Below are 17,231 nucleotides of genomic sequence, written 5' to 3'. Positions count from 1 at the left end.
AACCAGATGACCGTCAAGCAGCTGTCGATGCCCGAACTCGTCGACGCCTGCCTGGAACTGGGCGTGCCGGGCGTCGGCCTGTGGCGCGAGCCGGTGCGGTCGTACGGGGTGGAGGCGAGCGCCAAGCTGGTCCGCGAGGCGGGCCTGGCCGTCACCACCCTGTGCCGGGGCGGCTTCCTCACGGCGATCGACCCGGACGAGCGCGCCGCCGCCGTCGCCGACAACCGGCGGGCCGTGGAGGAGGCCGCGACCCTCGGCACGGACACCCTCGTGCTGGTCTCCGGCGGCCTGCCGGCGGGCTCCAAGGACCTGCGCGGCGCCCGGGAACGCATCGCGGACGCCCTCGCCGAACTCGGCCCCTACGCCGAACAGCACGGCGTCCGGCTGGCCATCGAGCCGCTGCACCCCATGTTCGCCTCCGACCGCTGCGTGGTCTCCACCCTCACCCAGGCGCTGGACCTCGCGGAGCGCTTCCCGGCCCACCAGGTCGGCGTCACGGTCGACACGTACCACATCTGGTGGGACGACCAGGCCCCCGCGCAGATCGCCCGGGCCGGCGCGGGCGGCCGCATCCACACCTTCCAACTCGCCGACTGGACCACCCCGTTGCCCGAGGGCGTCCTCAACGGCCGCGGCCAGATCGGCGACGGCGCGATCGACATGCGCGAGTGGCAGGGCTACGTGGAGGCGGCCGGCTACACCGGCCCCATCGAGGTCGAGCTGTTCAACGACGGGCTGTGGGCGAGGGACGGCCGCGAGGTGCTGGCGGAGACCGCGAACCGGTTCGTGGAGCACACGGCCGGCTGACCGGTCCGCGGCCCGCCCGCTTCCCGCACCGACGGGCGGGCCACGGCCCCTTGTCGGGCGCGTTCCGGGACTTCCCGAACCGCAACGCGCCGCAGCCTCAGCTCCTCCCCGTACCTCTCCCGTTGCGTCCGAGGTTTCAGGCGCTCGCTCATGCGGCCGACTCCCGTTCCTGACACAGGCTCCGGCAAGTCCCCGCCTCTGGAAGCCTGGCCACCGCCGGCCCCGGCCGCCCGACGGCGTACCGCGGGGGCGAAGCCGGGGGCTGCGACTCGGCATGGCGGACGGCCTGCTGGACCATGGGGCCGCACTTCTCACCGACCTCGGCCGGGTTGACCCTCGACCTTGTGCAGGGCCCAGAGTGCTCGGTGTGGAGAACGACATGCGCAGCATCGGGGAGACGGCCCGTGACAGTGGCCTGGGCGTAAGCGCCCTGCGGTTCTACGACCGTGCCGGTGTGCTGGTCCCCGCCTGGGTGGATCCGGTGAGCGGTTACCGCTGGTACGAGCCCCGGCAGCTCGAAGAGGCGCGGCTGCTGGCCTGCTTGCGCCGGGCCGGGATGCCGCTGGCGGACATCCGGCTGGTGCTGGCCGGCTGGTCCGGCGCGGACACCGATCTGGTCCGGAAACTGCTCACGGCACACCTGCGCCGTCTCGAACAGGGGCTGTCCGACGCCCGCGGCGAGTTCTCCGCACTCCGCGCACTACTCGATCACCGGGAGAACGTCATGACCTCGCTCCGCATCGCCACCGTCCGTCTGTCCGTCGCCGCGCCGGAACTGGCGGCCGCGCTGGACACGGTTCGTTTCGCGGCGAGCACCGACCCCGAGCTGCCGATGCTCGGCGGGGTTCTGTTCGACATCGAGGGCGAGAGCCTTCATGCCGTGGCCACCGACCGGTACCGAATGGCGGTGGCGCGGGCCGGTATCGCCGGGCACGACGGGAGCCGGGTGCAGGTCATCGTGCCCGCCCCGCTCGCCGACGCGATGCGGGCGCTGTCGGACGGCGAGGGACCGGTGAAACTCTCTCTCGACGGTGACCGCGTGACACTCGAGGCCGGGGACAGGCAGGCGGCCGGCCAGTGCCTCGACCACGGCTTCCCCGACTACCGTCGGCTGCTGCCCCAGGCCGGCGGACGCCGCGCCGTCGTCGAGGTGGCGGCCTTCCGGCGGGCTCTGGAGACTGGCCCTGTCCGTTCCGGAGAGGCCGGAGGGCACGACCTCAGCGTGCTGAGGGTGGAGGACGGCGGCGCGGTGGCCCTCTGCGCCGATGATGACGAGGACCCGAACCGCGTCGCCGTGAACCGTGAGTTCCTGCTGGCCGCGCTCGCCGCCGGGGCCCGTGACCGACTGATTCTGGAGTTCGGCGCGCCCACGGCACCGATCGTGATCCGCCGACCCGACGACGAGGGCGCCTTCTCCATGCTGATGCCGGTCCGGCTGGAGAGCTGACGGTACATTCACCCGATGCGGGCCGCCCGAGCGGATGGTGAGGGCATCAGTGCCGCTCGGGACGCGGCCCGTTCCCGGCGAACGCCGGGATAGGCTCGACGCGGTCCGTGCGGCCAGAAATTCGATTCCGGTATCGATCCCGGCGGGGCCGTCCGGTCTGCGTCTGTGATTGCAAGGTCTTGCCGGTCATCTCCTCTCAGCAGACATGGTGTTCGGCAAGGAACGGTGCCGTTCGTCTGCTACTCGGCGTCGGGCGAGTGAGTACCGGGCCGGCGTCCGCCTCGCAGCTGTGGCCGACGATCGTGAAGCCCCGCGCGAGGTGCCAGACGAGCCCCGGTCGGGCCTCGCTGTCGACCGACAGGGGGCTTCCCTGCCCCAGGATCTCGACACTGACGCCCGGAGCATCCCCGCCGCATTCGATGAGGCGGTGCCCGTAGAGCATGCTGCCGATGCCCATGCCTCGGAACCCGGGGAGGACTTCGGACGAGCACAGGTACACCCCCATGGCGTGGACGGCGGTCCCGTCCAAGGCCACATAGGTGTGCCGATACTCCTGGTACCAGGAGGTGCAGCCGATCACCCGACCCCGATGAAGGGCGTAGAGCACAGCCTGGCCCGGGGCGAGGCGATGGGCGGTGCGCACGGAGGCCAGGCTTTTCAGGGTCGTACGGTCCGCGAATCCGAGAAAGGCAGTCGGCCACGGGTGCTCCAGCCGCTCTATGAGGACTTCGCTCTTGTCGATCAACAAATTCCCCCAGCTCCCGGGTCCGGTGTCCTACCAGCCGGTGCGAAACCGCGTTCTCCTGAATTCCTCAAGCATGGGTCTGCCCGGCATCAACTGAGGCACGTTCATGCCCCAGTTCGGGTTGCCCTCCAGTACGACGGGCCCGCGGTCGGACAGCCCCACGTCCCAGCCGACCGATCCGACGCAGGGGAAGAGGTCGTGTGCCCCCGTACACATGCGCCGGACGGTCTCCGCCTGCGCCGGGGGCAGGACATAGGCGCACGGGCCTCGGTCCACGCCCTGTGCGTCCAGGCCGGCCCCGCAGGAACCGTCCTCGTGGACCAGGTGCGCGAGCCCACCCTGCCTGCGATTGGCCGCCACGGTTCCGGGCGCGCCGCGGAACAGGACCATGCCCACTGCTTCCGTGTGTCCCCCGAGCCTTGAGGTGACGACCCTCAGAGTCGGCAGAGCCGTGTCCCCGGAATCCGCGAACCAGTCCTCCGGGCGGAGCAGTTCCTCTGCCACCAGGCGACCGGAGCGGACCAGCTCCATCAGCACGATGCTCGCGGTCTCCGGTTCATGACATGAGTGCGCGGCCCACACGGACTCTCCTTGCAGCCCGAGGCGGTCCTTCAGCATCCAGCGTGTCCCGTGTGGGGCGGTCGCGTGCGAGAACTCCAGAGGACCCCCGACGACCTCCTCGGCTCCCTTCCATACTCGTGTTTCCGGGCCGAGGGGTATCTGACGCGGGACGTCGATTCCCGCGTCCCTCAGTCGTCGGTTGCACTCTGCCTTGTCGTCGAGGAGCGCGGCAGCCACGGCGCAGTTGTTCCAGTCGCGGTATTCCGTGCGGCGTGCCCTCGGCACCACACCGCGCAGAGCGCTGAGGTCCCGTCCACCGCACTTGCGGAGCGCCGCGATATCACGGCTGTCGCAACTCGTGCGCAGCGCCATGAACACGGCGTCCCGTACCGGGTACTCCTGAGCTATCGCCTGCCGGTGGCCCCATACGTCCACCGCGCTCTTGATCCCGTAGAGGAGAGAGCGCAGTGCCCGACCGGCGGCCGTTGGACCGGTCGTCGCGGTGAGGACGGTTCCCCAGGTCAGACGAGGGGCGTTGACGCGCGTCAGCTGCCCCCGGTGAAGCCCGCACACGAACCGGGTGGCCAGCCACTGTGGCAACGGACGAGCCGACGTCCCGGAGGCGCTAGTCATGGACCATCATGCGCGACCGCTCCCGCTCGACGTCCGACCAACTGCGCAGCACCCGGTTTCTGACGGTGTGTGACTGCGCCGCCTCGAACTCGGACACCGCTGCGGACACCGGGCTCGGGCCCTCCGGTATCCGTCCGGTCTCAAGGAACTCACGGAGTTGGGTCAGGGCGGTGCCGTCCAGGCCGGATCGGACGAACGCTTCGTAGTTCAGCCGGAGAAAGGAGGCCGGGTTGCCCACCACGAGTTGCCCTATGCCGACCGTGCGGGTCACCACGGCGGCCATGCCGGCAAAGGACCAATGGCCCATCACGGTCCGGGGATGCAGCGAACTGCCGATCCCCAGGCCACTCCAGTCGAGCAAGACGCTGTGGCCCCCCACGGAGCAGTTGACCGACAAGGTGACCTGGGAGCCGACGCGCGAGTCGTGGGCGAGCAGGCTGCCCGCGCCCACGGAGCTGTTGTCGCCGATCGCCGTGACCTGGCCGACCGGGGCATGCATCACGGCGTGCTCTCCGAAGTAGTTGCCGGAGCCGACGCGGACCATGCCCTTCCTCTGCCCGTCTGTGCCCTGGCGGTGAGCCTGGCGGCACCGACCGCCGATGACCGAGTACGCGCCGAAGAAGTTGTCGTCTCCGATGACCGCGGGACCGCAGATCACCACGCCCTGCTCGAAGGTGTTCCGGCGGCCCATCTCGATGTCGCCGATTGTTGTCGGTCCCTTGGCCACGGCAGCCCCCCTTCACCAACCGGGTATGTCCAAGGCTTTGCGTACTTCGCCGGTACACGTTCTGATCAGGTCGATCGTCTCTTCCGCCAGCGTCGGCCGCAGACGGGGCGCGGAGCGCCGCCACTGACTGACGATCTCGCCGAAGCCGTCCCTGTGGGCGTGATCGGGCAGGTGCTCGTACGCCCAGAGCGAGACGTCCCAGTCGGCCGCGCGCAGGGCCAGATACTCCTCGGCGGTCTTCCGCCAGCGCTCCGCGTAGAAGACGGCGTACCAGGAGTCCGGTCCGCCGTACTGAGCGGCGATGTCCCCGTGCCGGTCGGGGTCGCACATCGAGCGATAGGCCGCAGCGGGTTCACGGAGGAGAAACACGATGCGTCGCCGGGTGTTGTGCCGTAGGAGTTGCTGCTCCGCCCACGTGCTGAGGACCGCGGTGGTGGCAGCGGCGCCGGACAGCCGGTCGAGGTAGTGCTGGATACCAGCGATACCGGTGCTGTCCAGCGTGAAGCCATCGGCTCGCCGTGCGAACTCGTCGTGTTGCGCTGTGCGGCCTTGTTTCACCCAGTGCCGATGGTGAACGATGTCGGGCTTGTTGTGCACGGTCATGCCGACCCGTTCCAAGGCATGCCTGAGGTAGGTGGAGCCGGAGCCTCCCATGCCGCAGAAGACCACCGGATCAGACGAGTTCAAAGCGATCACCGTCCGAGAGGATCCGAACCTCTGACCCACAGCCCTGGAACACGCTCAGCATGGCGTCGTCCTCGGACGGGGGGGTTCCGATGTGGGTCAGCAGGACGGACTGCAATGAGTCGCGTTTGCGCACCAGTTCGGCGATGTCTGCGGCACCTGCGTGCCCGGCGTTTCCGGACAGGCCGCCACCGCAGTCGACGACGAATGTCCGCACCGAATCGTCCACCGCACTCGCCAGTCGGTCGTCACAGACGGCGTCGCCGGAGAACAGGGTGCCGTGCACCCGGTAGCCAAGGGCTTCGGTGCCGGCGTGGGTGACGGGGAACGCGGTGGCGCGCAGCCCTGCAAGGCCTTCCAGGTCGCTGGGGCGGTCCGCTGCGGCGGGCCTCCAGTCGATGCGGGGGGCGTTGCGCCGCTCCTCCAACCCGAAGGGAGCGAGCAGCGACCTCGCGATGCGGATCGTTTCGCTCGTGCCGTGGATGGCGAGTGGCTCCTCGCGGAACAGCCCCAGCATCCACAGCGAGTGGACAAGGCTGGGAAGACCGTAGACGTGGTCGACGTGGCCGTGGGTGAGCAGGAGATGACGCAACGCCCCGGGGTCGAGTCCGCGACGCATGATCTCGTGTGCGGGACTGCCACTGCAGTCGACAGCCAGCAGCGAGCCGCCGACTTCCACGATGTACGAGGAGTTGGCCCGCCCCGCGCTGGGCTTGGCCGATCCGCTGCCCAGCACATGGACCGTGCCCATGACGTGTGCTTGTTCCACTTCTTCCCACTCACCTTCCCTCTTCGAGTTCCTGCCAGTTGCGCACACTGGAGTTGCGCTCTGCGAACAGACGATCGATGTCGAGTGAACGACGGCCCGCTTCCACCGCTTCGCGGATCGCCGTGACCCGCTTGCGGATGTTCCTCCGGTCGAGACCGCCCCGGAAGATCGGGGTCATGGTGTGCAGCAGTACCGGATCATCGACCGCAGCGGCGTATTCGTAGGCCACACGCGGCTCGACGCCGCCGGTGAGCGCCGGCAGGCTGGCCTTTCGACTGCTCCGCCTGCTCAGCAGCGGCATCATCGCCTCGTAGAGCGTTCCGGCGCGCAGGGCGGGAACACTCAACAGGCCTACGTTGACCACGTCTGCGCCCATGGCATGGATCATCGAGGCATAGGCGGACTGGCTCCAGGAAGTGCGCCCCGAGGGGTAGGCGGTGAGCGTGTAGGCGAAGATCGGTACATTCCAGGCCCGCAGGTATTCGAGGACCGAGAACCCCATCGCAACCGGACACATGCGGATGCCGATCGTGATGTTGGGGACCTGTGGCTGCAGCGTTGTGGCGATCTTCTCGACAAGTCGGACTGCGTAGTCGAGCCGGCTCGTTGCGTTGAAGAAGAGCACGACCGGGTGGTTGGCCGTCGCCTCTTCTGCTACAGCCGCACTGCGTGTGGCCAGTTCCTGGTCGCTCACATTCGGACTGAGGTCCGTGATCACCTGTACCCCGGCCTGTACGAGGGTGCGGCTCACCTCGTTCCACGCCTGATGGGCGGCGGTCTTCGGCACCGGCACCGAAAGCCATGGTGCAGGTCTGGCGGACGCGTCCAGAAGGCCGGTGCCGCGGGCCGGGCCGGGAAAGAAAGTGTCGTCACCGACGCATCTGAACGCACTGAGCCGCACGTTCCTGATGGCTGGATCGCGGAAACTCGTCCCCCCGAGCAGGGCGGCCAGCCCCGCCGAGCCGCGCTCTGCCATCCCGAAGGAACCGAGTTCCAGTTCGACACTCAGAGACAGTCTCAGGTCGTCCTCGGTGGTGTTCGTGCGGTAAATCATGTCGATCTCGGCCTGGTTGTCGGTCCGGTGGGCCAGCAGTCCCCTCCGGACGGTGGCTACGATCTGGTCCACGTGGGAGGACGGGGCGAGGACGAGGTCGTACTCCAGGCGCAGTGTCATGCCGGCTCCATCGGGCCGACGAGTGCCCAGAGCACGGTGAAGGTCGTGGTGACGTTGAGAGCCACCGCCCATGGGCCCAGCGCCGTGTAGTGGGCTGCGGCAGTCGCGACGACGAACGCGACGAGAGCGAACGCCGCAGCGAACTGGAACCTGACCGAGCGACGCCACATGCGTGCGTTTCCCCCTGGAGTCTTCGGTGTCACCGATGTGCGCAAGGTGGCCAGCGCCACAAAGACTGTCGTGGCGGTGCCGTCGAACTGGGAGAGCAGCCCCATGACAGCGGTGTCGCTGCTGATCGACAGTCGCTCGGTCACCTCGTGCAGGGCGAGGGTCACGAAGAGCATCACAACGACGGGAACCCAAAGCACACGGGCATAGAACTTGATATGCACCTCCGGCCGTGTCAGTAGGACCGGACGAACGGGCCGTTCGCGTCGAGTGCGTCGCTGACCCTGAGTGCGCGCAGCGGTGGCATCACCGTGGAGGCCTCTTGCGGGGTCATCCACGCCACATCCGTAGCCTCGTCCGAGATGCCGGGTTCGCCCCGCACTACGCGGCAAAGGAACGCGATGGATATCGTGCGACGAGGAATGTTCTTGTAGATGCCGGTCAGTCTCACCGGAAGCACGGTGACTCCCGTTTCTTCGAGTACCTCGCGGACGACTCCCTGCTGCAGTCCTTCGCCGAGCTCCAGCATCCCTCCCGGCGGTACCCAGGTGCCGTCGTCCGCTCTCTTGATCGTGAGCAGGCGACCGTCGTCTCTCAGAACGATGCCGGTGACACTGACGGCATGAAGCGGTGCCACGAGATCGGAATCCACATGCGCTCCCCTACAGGCCACCACATTCTAGCTAGACGTGACATGAGTCACGCAAGACGCGAGTCGTGGAACGAAACTGGTGGCCGAGCACCGCATACGGAGAGGCGATCCGCGCCACGGGACGGAGACCGAGAAATCCCGGACCGGCGTACAACCCTCCCCCCACCCCGCCGGTCGTATGTGGCATCAGAGCTTTCGGAGGGGGATCCGGGGGGATCGCGGGGGTTCTGACACGGAGGGGAAAACCGAGGGGGCTCGGTCGACGGACCGGGCCCCCTCGAAGCATGTCCGGAGCCGTCGCGGCCGCGCGCTAGAAGAACACCCCGCACCGCAGCAGCACGTTCGCGTACGGGCGGGCCTCGCCCGTGCGGACGACCAGACGCGCCTGCGCCGACAGGTCCTTCAGCGTCTCGTGCGGGACCAGGGCCAGGTCGGGGAAGTGGCCGTCCAGCAGCCTGGCGGCGGCCGGGTTGGCCCCGCGGACCTCGCTCGCCGCCGTCGCGCCCTCCACGACCAGCTCGGCCAGCAGCCCCTCCAGCACCTCGGCGAAGGACGGCACCCCGGCCCGGAAGGCGAGGTCCACGACCCGCGGGCCCTTCGGGATCGGCATCCCGGCGTCGCACACCAGCACCCCGTGCCCGTGCCCCAACTCGGCCAGCGCGCCCGCGAGATGACGATTGAGGATGCCCGCCCGCTTCACAGCATCCCGCCTTGCCCGCCAGACCCGGGCGCGCTGTCCGACCCGCGGCCGGGGGTCCGGTCCGCGGCGGAGCCGCTGTCGGACACGGCGCCCCCCGGGATGGCACAGCACAGCGCGTCGACCTCCGCCGCCGTCGGGTACGACTCCTGCGCGCCCCGCCTCGTGACCGCCGCCGCCCCGACCCGCGCCGCGTACGCCGCCGCCCGCGCGAGCGACTCGCCCGCCCCGAGCCGCACCGCCAGAGCCGCCGTGAACGCGTCACCGGCACCGGTCGTGTCCACCGCGTCCACCTTCACAGACGGCACCGGCTCGACCCCGTGCCCGTCGGCCACCAGCGCGCCCCGCGCGCCCAGCGTCACCACCACCGACCTCGGGCCCCTGGCGAGCAGCAGCCGCGCCCAGTCCGCCGGTTCCTCGCTCACGCACGCCTCGCCGAGGATCACCCGCGCCTCGTGCTCGTTCACGATCAGCGGGTCGCAGGCCGCCAGGACCTCATCCGGAAGGGGGCGCGGCGGGGAGGGGTTGAGGACGAACCGGCTGCCGGGAGCGAGGTTCCGTACCACCTCCACCACCGTCTCCAACGGGATCTCCAGTTGCGCTGACACCACCCGGGAGGCGTGGAAGAGGCTGACCGCGGCCCGCGCGTCCGCCGGCGTGAGACGGCTGTTCGCGCCCGGGGAGACGACGATGCTGTTCTCGCCCGAGGGGTCCACGGTGATGAGGGCGACCCCCGTCGGCGCGCCGCCCACCAGCACGCCCCCGGTGTCCACACCGGCCGCCCGCTGCGAGTCGAGCAGCAGCCTGCCGTGCGCGTCGTCGCCGACCCGGGCCAGCAGGGCGGTACGGGCGCCGAGCCGGGCGGCCGCGACCGCCTGGTTGGCGCCCTTGCCGCCGGGGTGGGTGGCGAGATCGCCGCCGAGCACGGTCTCGCCGGCGCCCGGCCGCCGCTCGACATCGATCACCAGGTCGGCGTTGGCCGAGCCCACGACCAGGAGGTCGTAGTCGTACATCAGTTGACTCCCTAAACGGCTGGACGACGGACGGGATGAGGCGGCCGGGGGCTCGATTCGAGCGCCCGGCCGCCCCGCTGGTGCCTCAGCCCGTGAAACCGGCCACGTTGTCCTTCGTGACCACCTTCACCGGCACCTTGATCGCCGACGGGATCTTCTGGTCCTTGACGGCCTTGAGGGCGTTGTCCACGGCGATCTTCCCCAGCTGGCTGGGCTGCTGGGCCACCGACGCGTACAGCGTGCCGTTCTTCACCGCGGTCAGGCCGTCCGGGGTGCCGTCGAAGCCGATCACCGAGACCGACGAACCGGCCTTGGAACCCAGCGCCTTGATCGCGCCGAGGGCCATCTCGTCGTTGGCGGCGATCACACCCTGGACGTCCGGGTGCGCCTGGAGCAGGTTCGACATCACGTCGAGGCCCTTGGTGCGGTCGAAGTCGGCGGGCTGCTGGGCCACCACCTGGATGCCGGGGTAGGCCTTGAGGCCGTTGGCGAAGCCCTGCGCCCGCTCCCGGGCGGCGGAGGTGCCGGCCTGGCCCTGCAGAATCACGATCTTGCCCTGGCCGCCGAGCTTCTCGGCGATCGTCTTCGCGGCCAGCTCGCCGCCGGTGACGTTGTCGGAGGCGACCAGCGTCGCCGTCGTGGCGTTGTTGACGCCGCGGTCGACGGCGATCACCGGGATGCCGGCCTTGTCGGCGGCCTTCACGGAGTTGCTCGCCGCGTCCGAGTCGACCGGGTTGACGATGATCGCGCCGAGACCCGAACTGGTGAAGTTCTGTAGCTGGTTGGCCTGCTGCGAGGCGTCGTTCTGGGCGTCGGTGACGGTCAGGTCCACGCCCTGCTTCCTCGCCTCGGCCTGGGCGCCGGCCCGGATCTGCACGAAGAAGGGGTTGTTGAGGGTGGACAGGGACAGGCCGATCTTCGGGGTGGCGGAGGAGGAGCCGGTGTGCAGCAGGGAGGTCGCGGCGACCAGAGCCACGGTGACGACCGCGGCGAGGGCGTACGTCCCGGCCTGCCTGCCCTTGTTGCCGCCGGTGCCGGCGGCGAGCGGGGTGGCCCCGGCCTTGCGGCGCACGGTGTCCAGGAGCACGGCCAGCGCGATGACGACACCGATGACGACCTGCTGCCAGAACGCGGACACGTTGAGCAGGTTGAGGCCGTTGCGCAGCACCGCGAGTATCAGCGCGCCGATCAGCGTGCCGGACGCCTTGCCGGTGCCGCCGGCCAGCGAGGCGCCGCCGATCACGACGGCCGCGATGGCGTCCAGTTCGTAGCCGTTGGCGGCCTGCGGCTGCGCCGAGGAGAGCCGGGCGGCCAGCACGATGCCGGCGACGGCCGCGAACAGCCCGGACAGCGCGTAGATGGCGAGCTTCTGCTTGTTCACCCGCAGCCCGGAGAGCCGGGCGGCCTCCTCGTTGCCGCCGATCGCGTACATCGAGCGCCCGATGTAGGTCCGGCCGAGCACGAAGGCCGCGATCAGCCCCATGAGGATCATGACCAGCACCGGCACCGGCAGCCAGCCGCCGAGGGTGTCACCGAGGTGCGAGACCGAGTCGGGGAAGGCGATGGGGGAGCCCTCCGAGATCACCAGCGCGAGGCCGCGTCCCACCGACAGCATGGCGAGCGTCGCGATGAACGGCGGCAGCTTGCCGTACGCGATGAGGAAGCCGTTGACGAGACCCGCCGCGATGCCGGTGGCCACGGCGAGGACGACGGCCAGGAACACCGGCACCCCGTGCGAGGTGGCGCTCCACGCCAGCACGGTGGCCGACAGGGCCGCCACCGAGCCGACCGACAGGTCGATGCCCGCCGCGACGATCACGAAGGTCGCGCCGAAGGCGAGGATGGCCGTCACGGCCGCCTGGACGCCGACGTTGAGCAGGTTGTCGGTGGTGAGGAAGTCCCCGGACAGCGCCGACATGGCGATGACGAGAACGATCAGCGCGGTGAGCGCGCCGTTGTCGAGGAGCAGCCGGCGCACACCCGCGGCGCCACCGGCGCCCGTGCCGCTGCTCTTGAGCGTGTCAGTGGCCACGTCCGGCCTCCTTGTCGGTTGTGGTGGGGGTGGTGGGGGTGACGGGGGTGGTGGGAGTGCTGGGGGCGGCGGGGGTGCTGACGGCGAGTGCCATCACGGAGTCCTGGGTGGCCTCGTCCGCGGCCAGTTCGCCCGCGATCCGGCCCTGGGCCATCACCAGCACCCGGTCGCTCATCCCGAGGACCTCCGGCAGATCGCTGGAGATCATCAGCACGGCGGCCCCGGCGGCCGTGAGTTCGTTGATCAGCTGGTAGATCTCGACCTTGGCGCCGACGTCGATGCCGCGCGTCGGCTCGTCGAGGATCAGCACCCTGGTGTCGGCGAGCAGCCACTTGCCGATGACGACCTTCTGCTGGTTGCCGCCGGACAGGGTGCGCACGTGCTGGCCGAGCCCGGCCATCCGCACGCCCAGCTGCCCGGCGATCCGCTCGGCGGCGGTGTGCTGTCCCTTGAGGTCGACGATCCCGGCCCGGGTCGCCTTCCGCAGGGTCACCAGGCCGAGGTTCTCCTCGACGGAGGCGTCGAGCACCAGCCCCTGCCCCTTGCGGTCCTCGGGGACGAGCCCGATCCCGGCCGCCATGGCCGCGCCCACGTCGTGCCGCCTGAGCGCCGTACCGGAGACCCGCACGGCCCCCTTGTCGTACGGATCGGCCCCGAAGACGGCCCGTACGACCTCCGTACGGCCGGCACCCACAAGCCCGGCGATCCCGACGACCTCGCCCGCGTGCACCTCGAAGCTCACGTCGTGGAAGACCCCGTCGCGGGTCAGGCCCTGGACGGAGAGCAGCGCGACCCCCGTCTCGGTCCGCTCGCGCGGGTACTGCTGCTCGATGGACCGTCCGACCATCAGCCGTACCAGCTCGTCCTGCGGGGTGGCGGCGGGCACCTGGCCCACGCTCTTCCCGTCCCGGATGACCGTCACCCGGTCCCCGAGGACGGCGATCTCCTCCAGGTGATGCGTGATGAAGACGATCCCCACCCCGTCGGCGCGCAACTGCCGCACGATCGCGAAGAGCTTCTCCACCTCCTCGGAGGTGAGGACGGCGGTCGGCTCGTCCATGATGAGCACCCGTGCGTCCAGGCTGAGCGCCTTGGCGATCTCGACCATCTGGAGCCGGGCGATGCCGAGTTCACGGACACGCGCGCGCGGCGACACGCTGAGGCCGACCCGCTTCAGCAGGACCTCGGCGTCGGCCTCCATCCGCTTCCGGTCGATCATCCCGAAGCGGCGCGGCTGCCGCCCCAGGAAGATGTTCTCGGCGACCGTGAGGTCGGGTACGAGGTTGAACTCCTGGTAGATGGTGGCGATCCCGAGCCGCTCGGAGTCCTGCGCACCATGGATGCGCACCTCCTCGCCGCCGGCCAGGATCCGCCCCGCGTCGGGGGTGTAGGCGCCGGAGAGCATCTTGATGAGGGTGCTCTTGCCCGCGCCGTTCTCACCGAGGAGCACGTGCACCTCGCCCCGGCGCAGATCGAAGTCGACGCCGTCGAGCGCGACCACGCCGGGGAAGGACTTGCGTATGCCCTCGATGCGCAGCAACTCGTCCGGGTTGCTCACGATGTGCTCCTTTGCACGGGGGTCTGGTGCTCGTCGCGGCCTTCGCCGCAGGAGCGGCGGACGACGAGCCGGGCGGGGAGGGTGACGGACCGCGGGGGGCGGCCCTCGATGCGGTCGACCAGCGCGCGTACGGCGGCGCGGCCCAGGTCGCCGGTGGGCTGGGCGATGGCAGTGACGGGCGGGTCGGTGTGGACGAACCAGGGGATGTCGTCGAAGGCGGCCAGCGCGATGTCATGGGGCACCCGCAGCCCCCGCGCCCGGATCGCGTCCAGCGCGCCCAGCGCCATCAGGTTGTCCGCGGCGAACACGGCCTCGGGCGGCTCGGGCAGGTCGAGGAACCCCTCGGTGACCCGCCGTCCGCTCTCGGCCTGGAAGTCGCCCTGGCCCGTGTAGGCGTCGGGGAGGGGGACGCCGTGCTCGGCGAGCGCCTCGCGGAAGGCCCGCACACGTTCGCTGCCGGTGGTCGTGGCCGCGGGCCCCGCGATGATCGCGACCCGCCGGTGTCCGAGCCCGCACAGGTGGGCGACGAGATCGCGGATGGCGGCCTGTCCGTCCGCCCGCACCACCGGCACGTCGACGCCCGGGATCCACCGGTCGACGAACACCATGGGCGTCCCGGCCCGCGCGGCCTCCAGCATCAGCGGCGAGCCGCCGTCGGTGGGGGAGACCAGCAGCCCGTCTATCCGCCGGTCGAGGAGCGTCCGCACGTGGTGGTCCTGGAGGTCCGGCCGTTCGTCGGCGTTGCCGATGATGACGCTGTAGCCGAGGGCGCGGGCCGCCTCCTCGACCGAGCGGGCCAGTTCGGTGAAGTAGGGGTTCATCACGTCGCTGATGACCAGGCCGAGGGTGTGGGTCTGGTCGGTGCGCAGGGAGCGGGCGACGGCGTTCGGGCGGTAGCCCAGCGTCTGTACGGCGGTGAGCACCCGGGTACGGGCGTCGTCGCTGACCGACGGATGGTCGTTCAGGACCCGGGACACCGTGGCGACGGAAACGCCTGCCTCGGCGGCGACGTCCTTGATGCTCGCCATCCCCGCTCCACCTCCTCGTGGAATCGATTACACGACTGCGTGCACCGAGGATTGGAATCGATTACACGGCGCGGAGGCAAGGGCCCGGAGGTGGCCGAAATCCAATCGTGACCGAAGGGGGGGCGAGGGACGGGCCGAGGGGAGGACCGAGGGGAGGACCGGAGGGGCCCGGCCCGGGGCCGGGCCGCTTGCGCCCCGCGCGCGTCCGCCTAGCCGAGGGCGGGCCGGCCGCCCATGGCGCTGAGGGTGGCGCCGTTGACGTAGCTGGCGTCCGGGGAGGCCATGAAGGCGACGGCCGCGGCGATCTCCTCGGGGTCGGCGAGGCGCTTGAGGGCGACGGCCTGTCCGGCGGATTCGAAGGCGTCGCCGTAGGCGGTGGTGCCTTCGGTGCGGGTGGGGCCTGCGGCGACGGCGTTGACGCGGACGCCGTCGGGGCCGTATTCGGCGGCCCAGACGCGGGTGAGGGATTCCAGGGCGGCTTTGGTGGCGCCGTAGATGCCGCTGCCGGGGCCGGGGGTGGTGGCCGCGCCGCTGCTGATGTTGATGATGGCGCCGTGTCCCCGTGCGGTCATGCCGGGGGCGAGGGCCTGGACGAGGAGGTAGGGGGCGCGCAGGTTGACGGCGATGTGGGCGTCGAAGGTGGCCGGGTCGGTGTCGGCGGTGGGGGCGAAGCGGAAGATGCCCGCGTTGTTGACCAGGATGTCGACGTGGCCGGCGCGTTCGGCGAGCGCGGTCACCTGTGCGGGGTCGGACAGGTCGGCGGGTTCGAAGCGGGCGGTGGCTCCGAGGGCTTCGATCTGCTGGCGGGTGTCGGCGGCGCGGTCCTTGTCGCGGCCGTGGACGATGATGTCGGCGCCGCGTGCGGCCAGGGCCAGGGCGGTGGCGCGGCCGATGCCCGCGGTGGCTCCGGTGACCAGGGCGGTCTGCCGGGCGAGGTCCTCGCTCATGATCGTGCTTCTTTCTCCGTCGTGCGTCGTGCGTCGATCGGGTTGTTTCAGCGGGTGCGCCGGGCGGTGAGGACGGTGTCGTGGACGGTCACCGGCGTGCCGTCGGGCGTGGTGGCGGCGCGCGGGCGCGCGGTTCGGGTGAGGACCTTCCACTCGTGGTCGGGGAGGCCGGCTGCGAGGTCGTCGGCGGTGTAGAAGAGGCCGGGTTCGGCGGGGCGGGGCATGGCGGTGCCGAGGTCGCCCGGGTGGTGCCCGATGATCACCAGATGCCCGTCGGGGGCGACCCGGTCGGCGAGGGCTGCGAAGACCGATTCCCGTACCGGTCGGGGGAAGTGGCTGAAGGATGCGGTGACCAGGTCGTGGCGGGGCCGTTCGCCGGGCTGCCAGTGGCGGATGTCGGCCTGCTGCCAGGTGATGCGGCCGGCCAGGTGGGCGGGGGTGTGCCCGGCGGCCCGCCGGAGGGCCTGGGAGGAGAAGTCGACGCCGGTGACCTGCCAGCCCTGCCCGGCCAGCCAGACGGCGTCCGCGCCCTCACCGCATCCCACCTCCAGTGCCGTCCCGGGCGTGAGGAGCGAGACCTCCTCGACGAGCGCGGAGTTGGGCTCACCGCTCCACACCTGGCCGGTGCCGCCGTAGCGCCGGTCCCAGAAGGCGGCACTGAAACGCGGGTCGTTCTCGGTCATCACGGACTCCTTCGGACGGCAGGGCAGGGTCGTACGGGGGCGGGGACGCGGCGTGCTCACACGCCGAGGAGGACGAGGCCGGCCGGGCGGCGCCGACGCGGTGTCAGGCGCACCCGCCGGGGCGGTGGGCGAGCTGCCTCGGGCCATCGCGCCGTCTCCTGTCCTGTGCCGTCGCCCGCATCGGGGCGCCTGCCGACACAGTCGGACCACGCAGACCGACATGCAAAGATCCTTGCTGCGGTGGCAAGGTAGGGGGCATGGACGAAGAGACCGCGTCGACGATGGCGGCGGTCGGGCCCCGCCTGAAACATCTGCGCACGCAGCGCAACCTGTCGCTGACCTTCCTGGCCCGGTCCACCGGGATCTCCCTGAGCACGCTCTCCCGCCTGGAGACCGGTCAGCGCCGCCCCACCCTCGAACTGCTGCTCCCTCTGGCGCGCGAACTGCGCGTGGACATCGGCGAACTCATCGGGGCGCCGCAGACCGGCGATCCCCGCCTGCGGCTCAAGCCCGTCACCCGCCACGGCATGACCATGCTGCCCCTGACGCGGCGAGCAGGAAGCCTGCAAGCCTACAAACTGATCATCTCGCCCAGGATGCGCTCACCCGAGCCCGAGCAGTCCAGCCATGAGGGCTACGAGTGGATCTACGTCCTCGACGGCCGCCTGCGCCTGGTCCTGGGAGACAAGGACCTGGTCATGAGGCCCGGGGAAGCGGCCGAATTCGATACCCGCACCCCCCACTGGTTCGGCAACGCCGACGAGAACCCCGTCGAAATCCTCAGCCTCCTGGGCCACCAGGGAGAGCGCGCACACCTCCGGGCCCGGACCGCACGGCCACGGCCTGAGGGCATCGCAGCAGGCACCGAGTGACACGGCACAGCGGCGGTGGCCGGCCGTCCACAGG

The 17,231-nt window shown here is 70.5% G+C and carries 18 protein-coding genes; 3 read left to right on the top strand and 15 right to left on the bottom strand.

The window, feature by feature from the left end:
* Positions 1-6: 6 nt before the first annotated feature.
* Complete coding sequence (locus AB0P24_RS03395) at positions 7-807, top strand: sugar phosphate isomerase/epimerase family protein (RefSeq protein WP_365790673.1); 801 nt, start codon at positions 7-9, stop codon at positions 805-807.
* 379 nt (positions 808-1,186) lie between these two features.
* Positions 1,187-2,254 (top strand): MerR family transcriptional regulator, encoded by a 1,068-nt coding sequence (locus AB0P24_RS03390; protein ID WP_365790487.1) that lies wholly within the window; start codon positions 1,187-1,189, stop codon positions 2,252-2,254.
* 196 nt (positions 2,255-2,450) lie between these two features.
* On the opposite strand, the gene AB0P24_RS03385 is transcribed toward AB0P24_RS03390, so the two are convergent.
* The 15 genes from AB0P24_RS03385 to AB0P24_RS03315 form a co-directional block, all read right to left on the bottom strand.
* Positions 2,451-2,999 carry a GNAT family N-acetyltransferase gene (locus AB0P24_RS03385; protein ID WP_365790486.1) on the bottom strand — a complete coding sequence of 183 codons (549 nt, stop codon included), beginning with the start codon at positions 2,997-2,999 and terminating at the stop codon, positions 2,451-2,453.
* A 30-nt stretch (positions 3,000-3,029) separates the two neighbouring features.
* Complete coding sequence (locus AB0P24_RS03380; RefSeq protein ID WP_365790485.1) at positions 3,030-4,193, bottom strand: sugar-transfer associated ATP-grasp domain-containing protein; 1,164 nt, start codon at positions 4,191-4,193, stop codon at positions 3,030-3,032.
* Complete coding sequence (locus AB0P24_RS03375) at positions 4,186-4,920, bottom strand: hypothetical protein (protein WP_365790484.1); 735 nt, start codon at positions 4,918-4,920, stop codon at positions 4,186-4,188. The genes AB0P24_RS03380 and AB0P24_RS03375 overlap by 8 nt, the downstream gene beginning before the upstream one ends.
* A 12-nt stretch (positions 4,921-4,932) precedes the next feature.
* Positions 4,933-5,607, bottom strand: a complete 675-nt coding sequence (locus AB0P24_RS03370) for a hypothetical protein (RefSeq protein WP_365790483.1) — start codon at positions 5,605-5,607, stop codon at positions 4,933-4,935.
* Positions 5,594-6,355: an MBL fold metallo-hydrolase gene (locus AB0P24_RS03365; protein WP_365790482.1), complete on the bottom strand. Its 762-nt coding sequence runs from the start codon at positions 6,353-6,355 to the stop codon at positions 5,594-5,596. The genes AB0P24_RS03370 and AB0P24_RS03365 overlap by 14 nt, the downstream gene beginning before the upstream one ends.
* Positions 6,356-6,383: 28 nt before the next feature.
* A complete protein-coding gene (locus tag AB0P24_RS03360; protein WP_365790481.1) occupies positions 6,384-7,547 on the bottom strand; it encodes a hypothetical protein in 1,164 nt (387 codons plus the stop codon).
* Positions 7,544-7,939, bottom strand: a complete 396-nt coding sequence (locus AB0P24_RS03355; RefSeq protein ID WP_365790480.1) for a hypothetical protein — start codon at positions 7,937-7,939, stop codon at positions 7,544-7,546. The genes AB0P24_RS03360 and AB0P24_RS03355 overlap by 4 nt, the downstream gene beginning before the upstream one ends.
* A gap of 11 nt (positions 7,940-7,950) precedes the next feature.
* Complete coding sequence (locus tag AB0P24_RS03350) at positions 7,951-8,367, bottom strand: NUDIX domain-containing protein (RefSeq protein WP_365790479.1); 417 nt, start codon at positions 8,365-8,367, stop codon at positions 7,951-7,953.
* Positions 8,368-8,677: 310 nt separating this feature from the next.
* Complete coding sequence (gene rbsD / locus AB0P24_RS03345; RefSeq protein WP_365790478.1) at positions 8,678-9,067, bottom strand: D-ribose pyranase; 390 nt, start codon at positions 9,065-9,067, stop codon at positions 8,678-8,680.
* Positions 9,064-10,077, bottom strand: coding sequence for a ribokinase (locus AB0P24_RS03340; RefSeq protein ID WP_365790477.1), 1,014 nt, complete (start codon positions 10,075-10,077; stop codon positions 9,064-9,066). The genes rbsD and AB0P24_RS03340 overlap by 4 nt, the downstream gene beginning before the upstream one ends.
* A gap of 85 nt (positions 10,078-10,162) precedes the next feature.
* Positions 10,163-12,109 (bottom strand): substrate-binding domain-containing protein, encoded by a 1,947-nt coding sequence (locus tag AB0P24_RS03335; protein ID WP_365790476.1) that lies wholly within the window; start codon positions 12,107-12,109, stop codon positions 10,163-10,165.
* On the bottom strand, positions 12,099-13,667 hold the full coding sequence (locus AB0P24_RS03330; RefSeq protein ID WP_365790475.1) for a sugar ABC transporter ATP-binding protein: 1,569 nt from the start codon (positions 13,665-13,667) through the stop codon (positions 12,099-12,101). The genes AB0P24_RS03335 and AB0P24_RS03330 overlap by 11 nt, the downstream gene beginning before the upstream one ends.
* Complete coding sequence (locus AB0P24_RS03325; RefSeq protein WP_365790474.1) at positions 13,664-14,695, bottom strand: LacI family DNA-binding transcriptional regulator; 1,032 nt, start codon at positions 14,693-14,695, stop codon at positions 13,664-13,666. Before AB0P24_RS03325 ends, AB0P24_RS03330 begins: the two co-directional genes overlap by 4 nt.
* Positions 14,696-14,904: 209 nt before the next feature.
* The gene (locus tag AB0P24_RS03320; protein ID WP_365790473.1) at positions 14,905-15,642 is read right to left on the bottom strand and encodes an SDR family oxidoreductase; all 738 of its coding nucleotides are present in this window, start codon (positions 15,640-15,642) and stop codon (positions 14,905-14,907) included.
* Positions 15,643-15,689: 47 nt separating this feature from the next.
* On the bottom strand, positions 15,690-16,325 hold the full coding sequence (locus tag AB0P24_RS03315) for a class I SAM-dependent methyltransferase (RefSeq protein WP_365790472.1): 636 nt from the start codon (positions 16,323-16,325) through the stop codon (positions 15,690-15,692).
* A gap of 257 nt (positions 16,326-16,582) precedes the next feature.
* Here AB0P24_RS03315 and AB0P24_RS03310 point away from each other — a divergent pair, with 257 nt between their 5' ends.
* Positions 16,583-17,197, top strand: coding sequence for an XRE family transcriptional regulator (locus AB0P24_RS03310; protein ID WP_365790471.1), 615 nt, complete (start codon positions 16,583-16,585; stop codon positions 17,195-17,197).
* The last annotated feature ends 34 nt before the right edge of the window (positions 17,198-17,231 follow it).

Source organism: Streptomyces sp. NPDC086519, from assembly GCF_040686075.1.
Taxonomy (GTDB): Bacteria; Actinomycetota; Actinomycetes; order Streptomycetales; family Streptomycetaceae; genus Streptomyces; species Streptomyces shenzhenensis.
This window is presented reverse-complemented; position numbering and strand designations above follow the sequence as displayed.

Excerpts from the sequence above, each read along its gene's own strand:
- AB0P24_RS03395 (WP_365790673.1), top strand. The coding sequence starts at position 7 with ATGACCGTCAAGCAGCTGTCGATGCCCGAACTCGTCGACGCCTGCCTG.
- AB0P24_RS03390 (WP_365790487.1), top strand. The coding sequence starts at position 1,187 with ATGCGCAGCATCGGGGAGACGGCCCGTGACAGTGGCCTGGGCGTAAGC.
- AB0P24_RS03380 (WP_365790485.1), bottom strand. The coding sequence starts at position 4,193 with ATGACTAGCGCCTCCGGGACGTCGGCTCGTCCGTTGCCACAGTGGCTG.
- AB0P24_RS03365 (WP_365790482.1), bottom strand. The coding sequence starts at position 6,355 with ATGGGCACGGTCCATGTGCTGGGCAGCGGATCGGCCAAGCCCAGCGCG.
- AB0P24_RS03360 (WP_365790481.1), bottom strand. The coding sequence starts at position 7,547 with ATGACACTGCGCCTGGAGTACGACCTCGTCCTCGCCCCGTCCTCCCAC.
- AB0P24_RS03340 (WP_365790477.1), bottom strand. The coding sequence starts at position 10,077 with ATGTACGACTACGACCTCCTGGTCGTGGGCTCGGCCAACGCCGACCTG.
- AB0P24_RS03325 (WP_365790474.1), bottom strand. The coding sequence starts at position 14,695 with ATGGCGAGCATCAAGGACGTCGCCGCCGAGGCAGGCGTTTCCGTCGCC.
- AB0P24_RS03320 (WP_365790473.1), bottom strand. The coding sequence starts at position 15,642 with ATGAGCGAGGACCTCGCCCGGCAGACCGCCCTGGTCACCGGAGCCACC.
- AB0P24_RS03315 (WP_365790472.1), bottom strand. The coding sequence starts at position 16,325 with ATGACCGAGAACGACCCGCGTTTCAGTGCCGCCTTCTGGGACCGGCGC.
- AB0P24_RS03310 (WP_365790471.1), top strand. The coding sequence starts at position 16,583 with ATGGACGAAGAGACCGCGTCGACGATGGCGGCGGTCGGGCCCCGCCTG.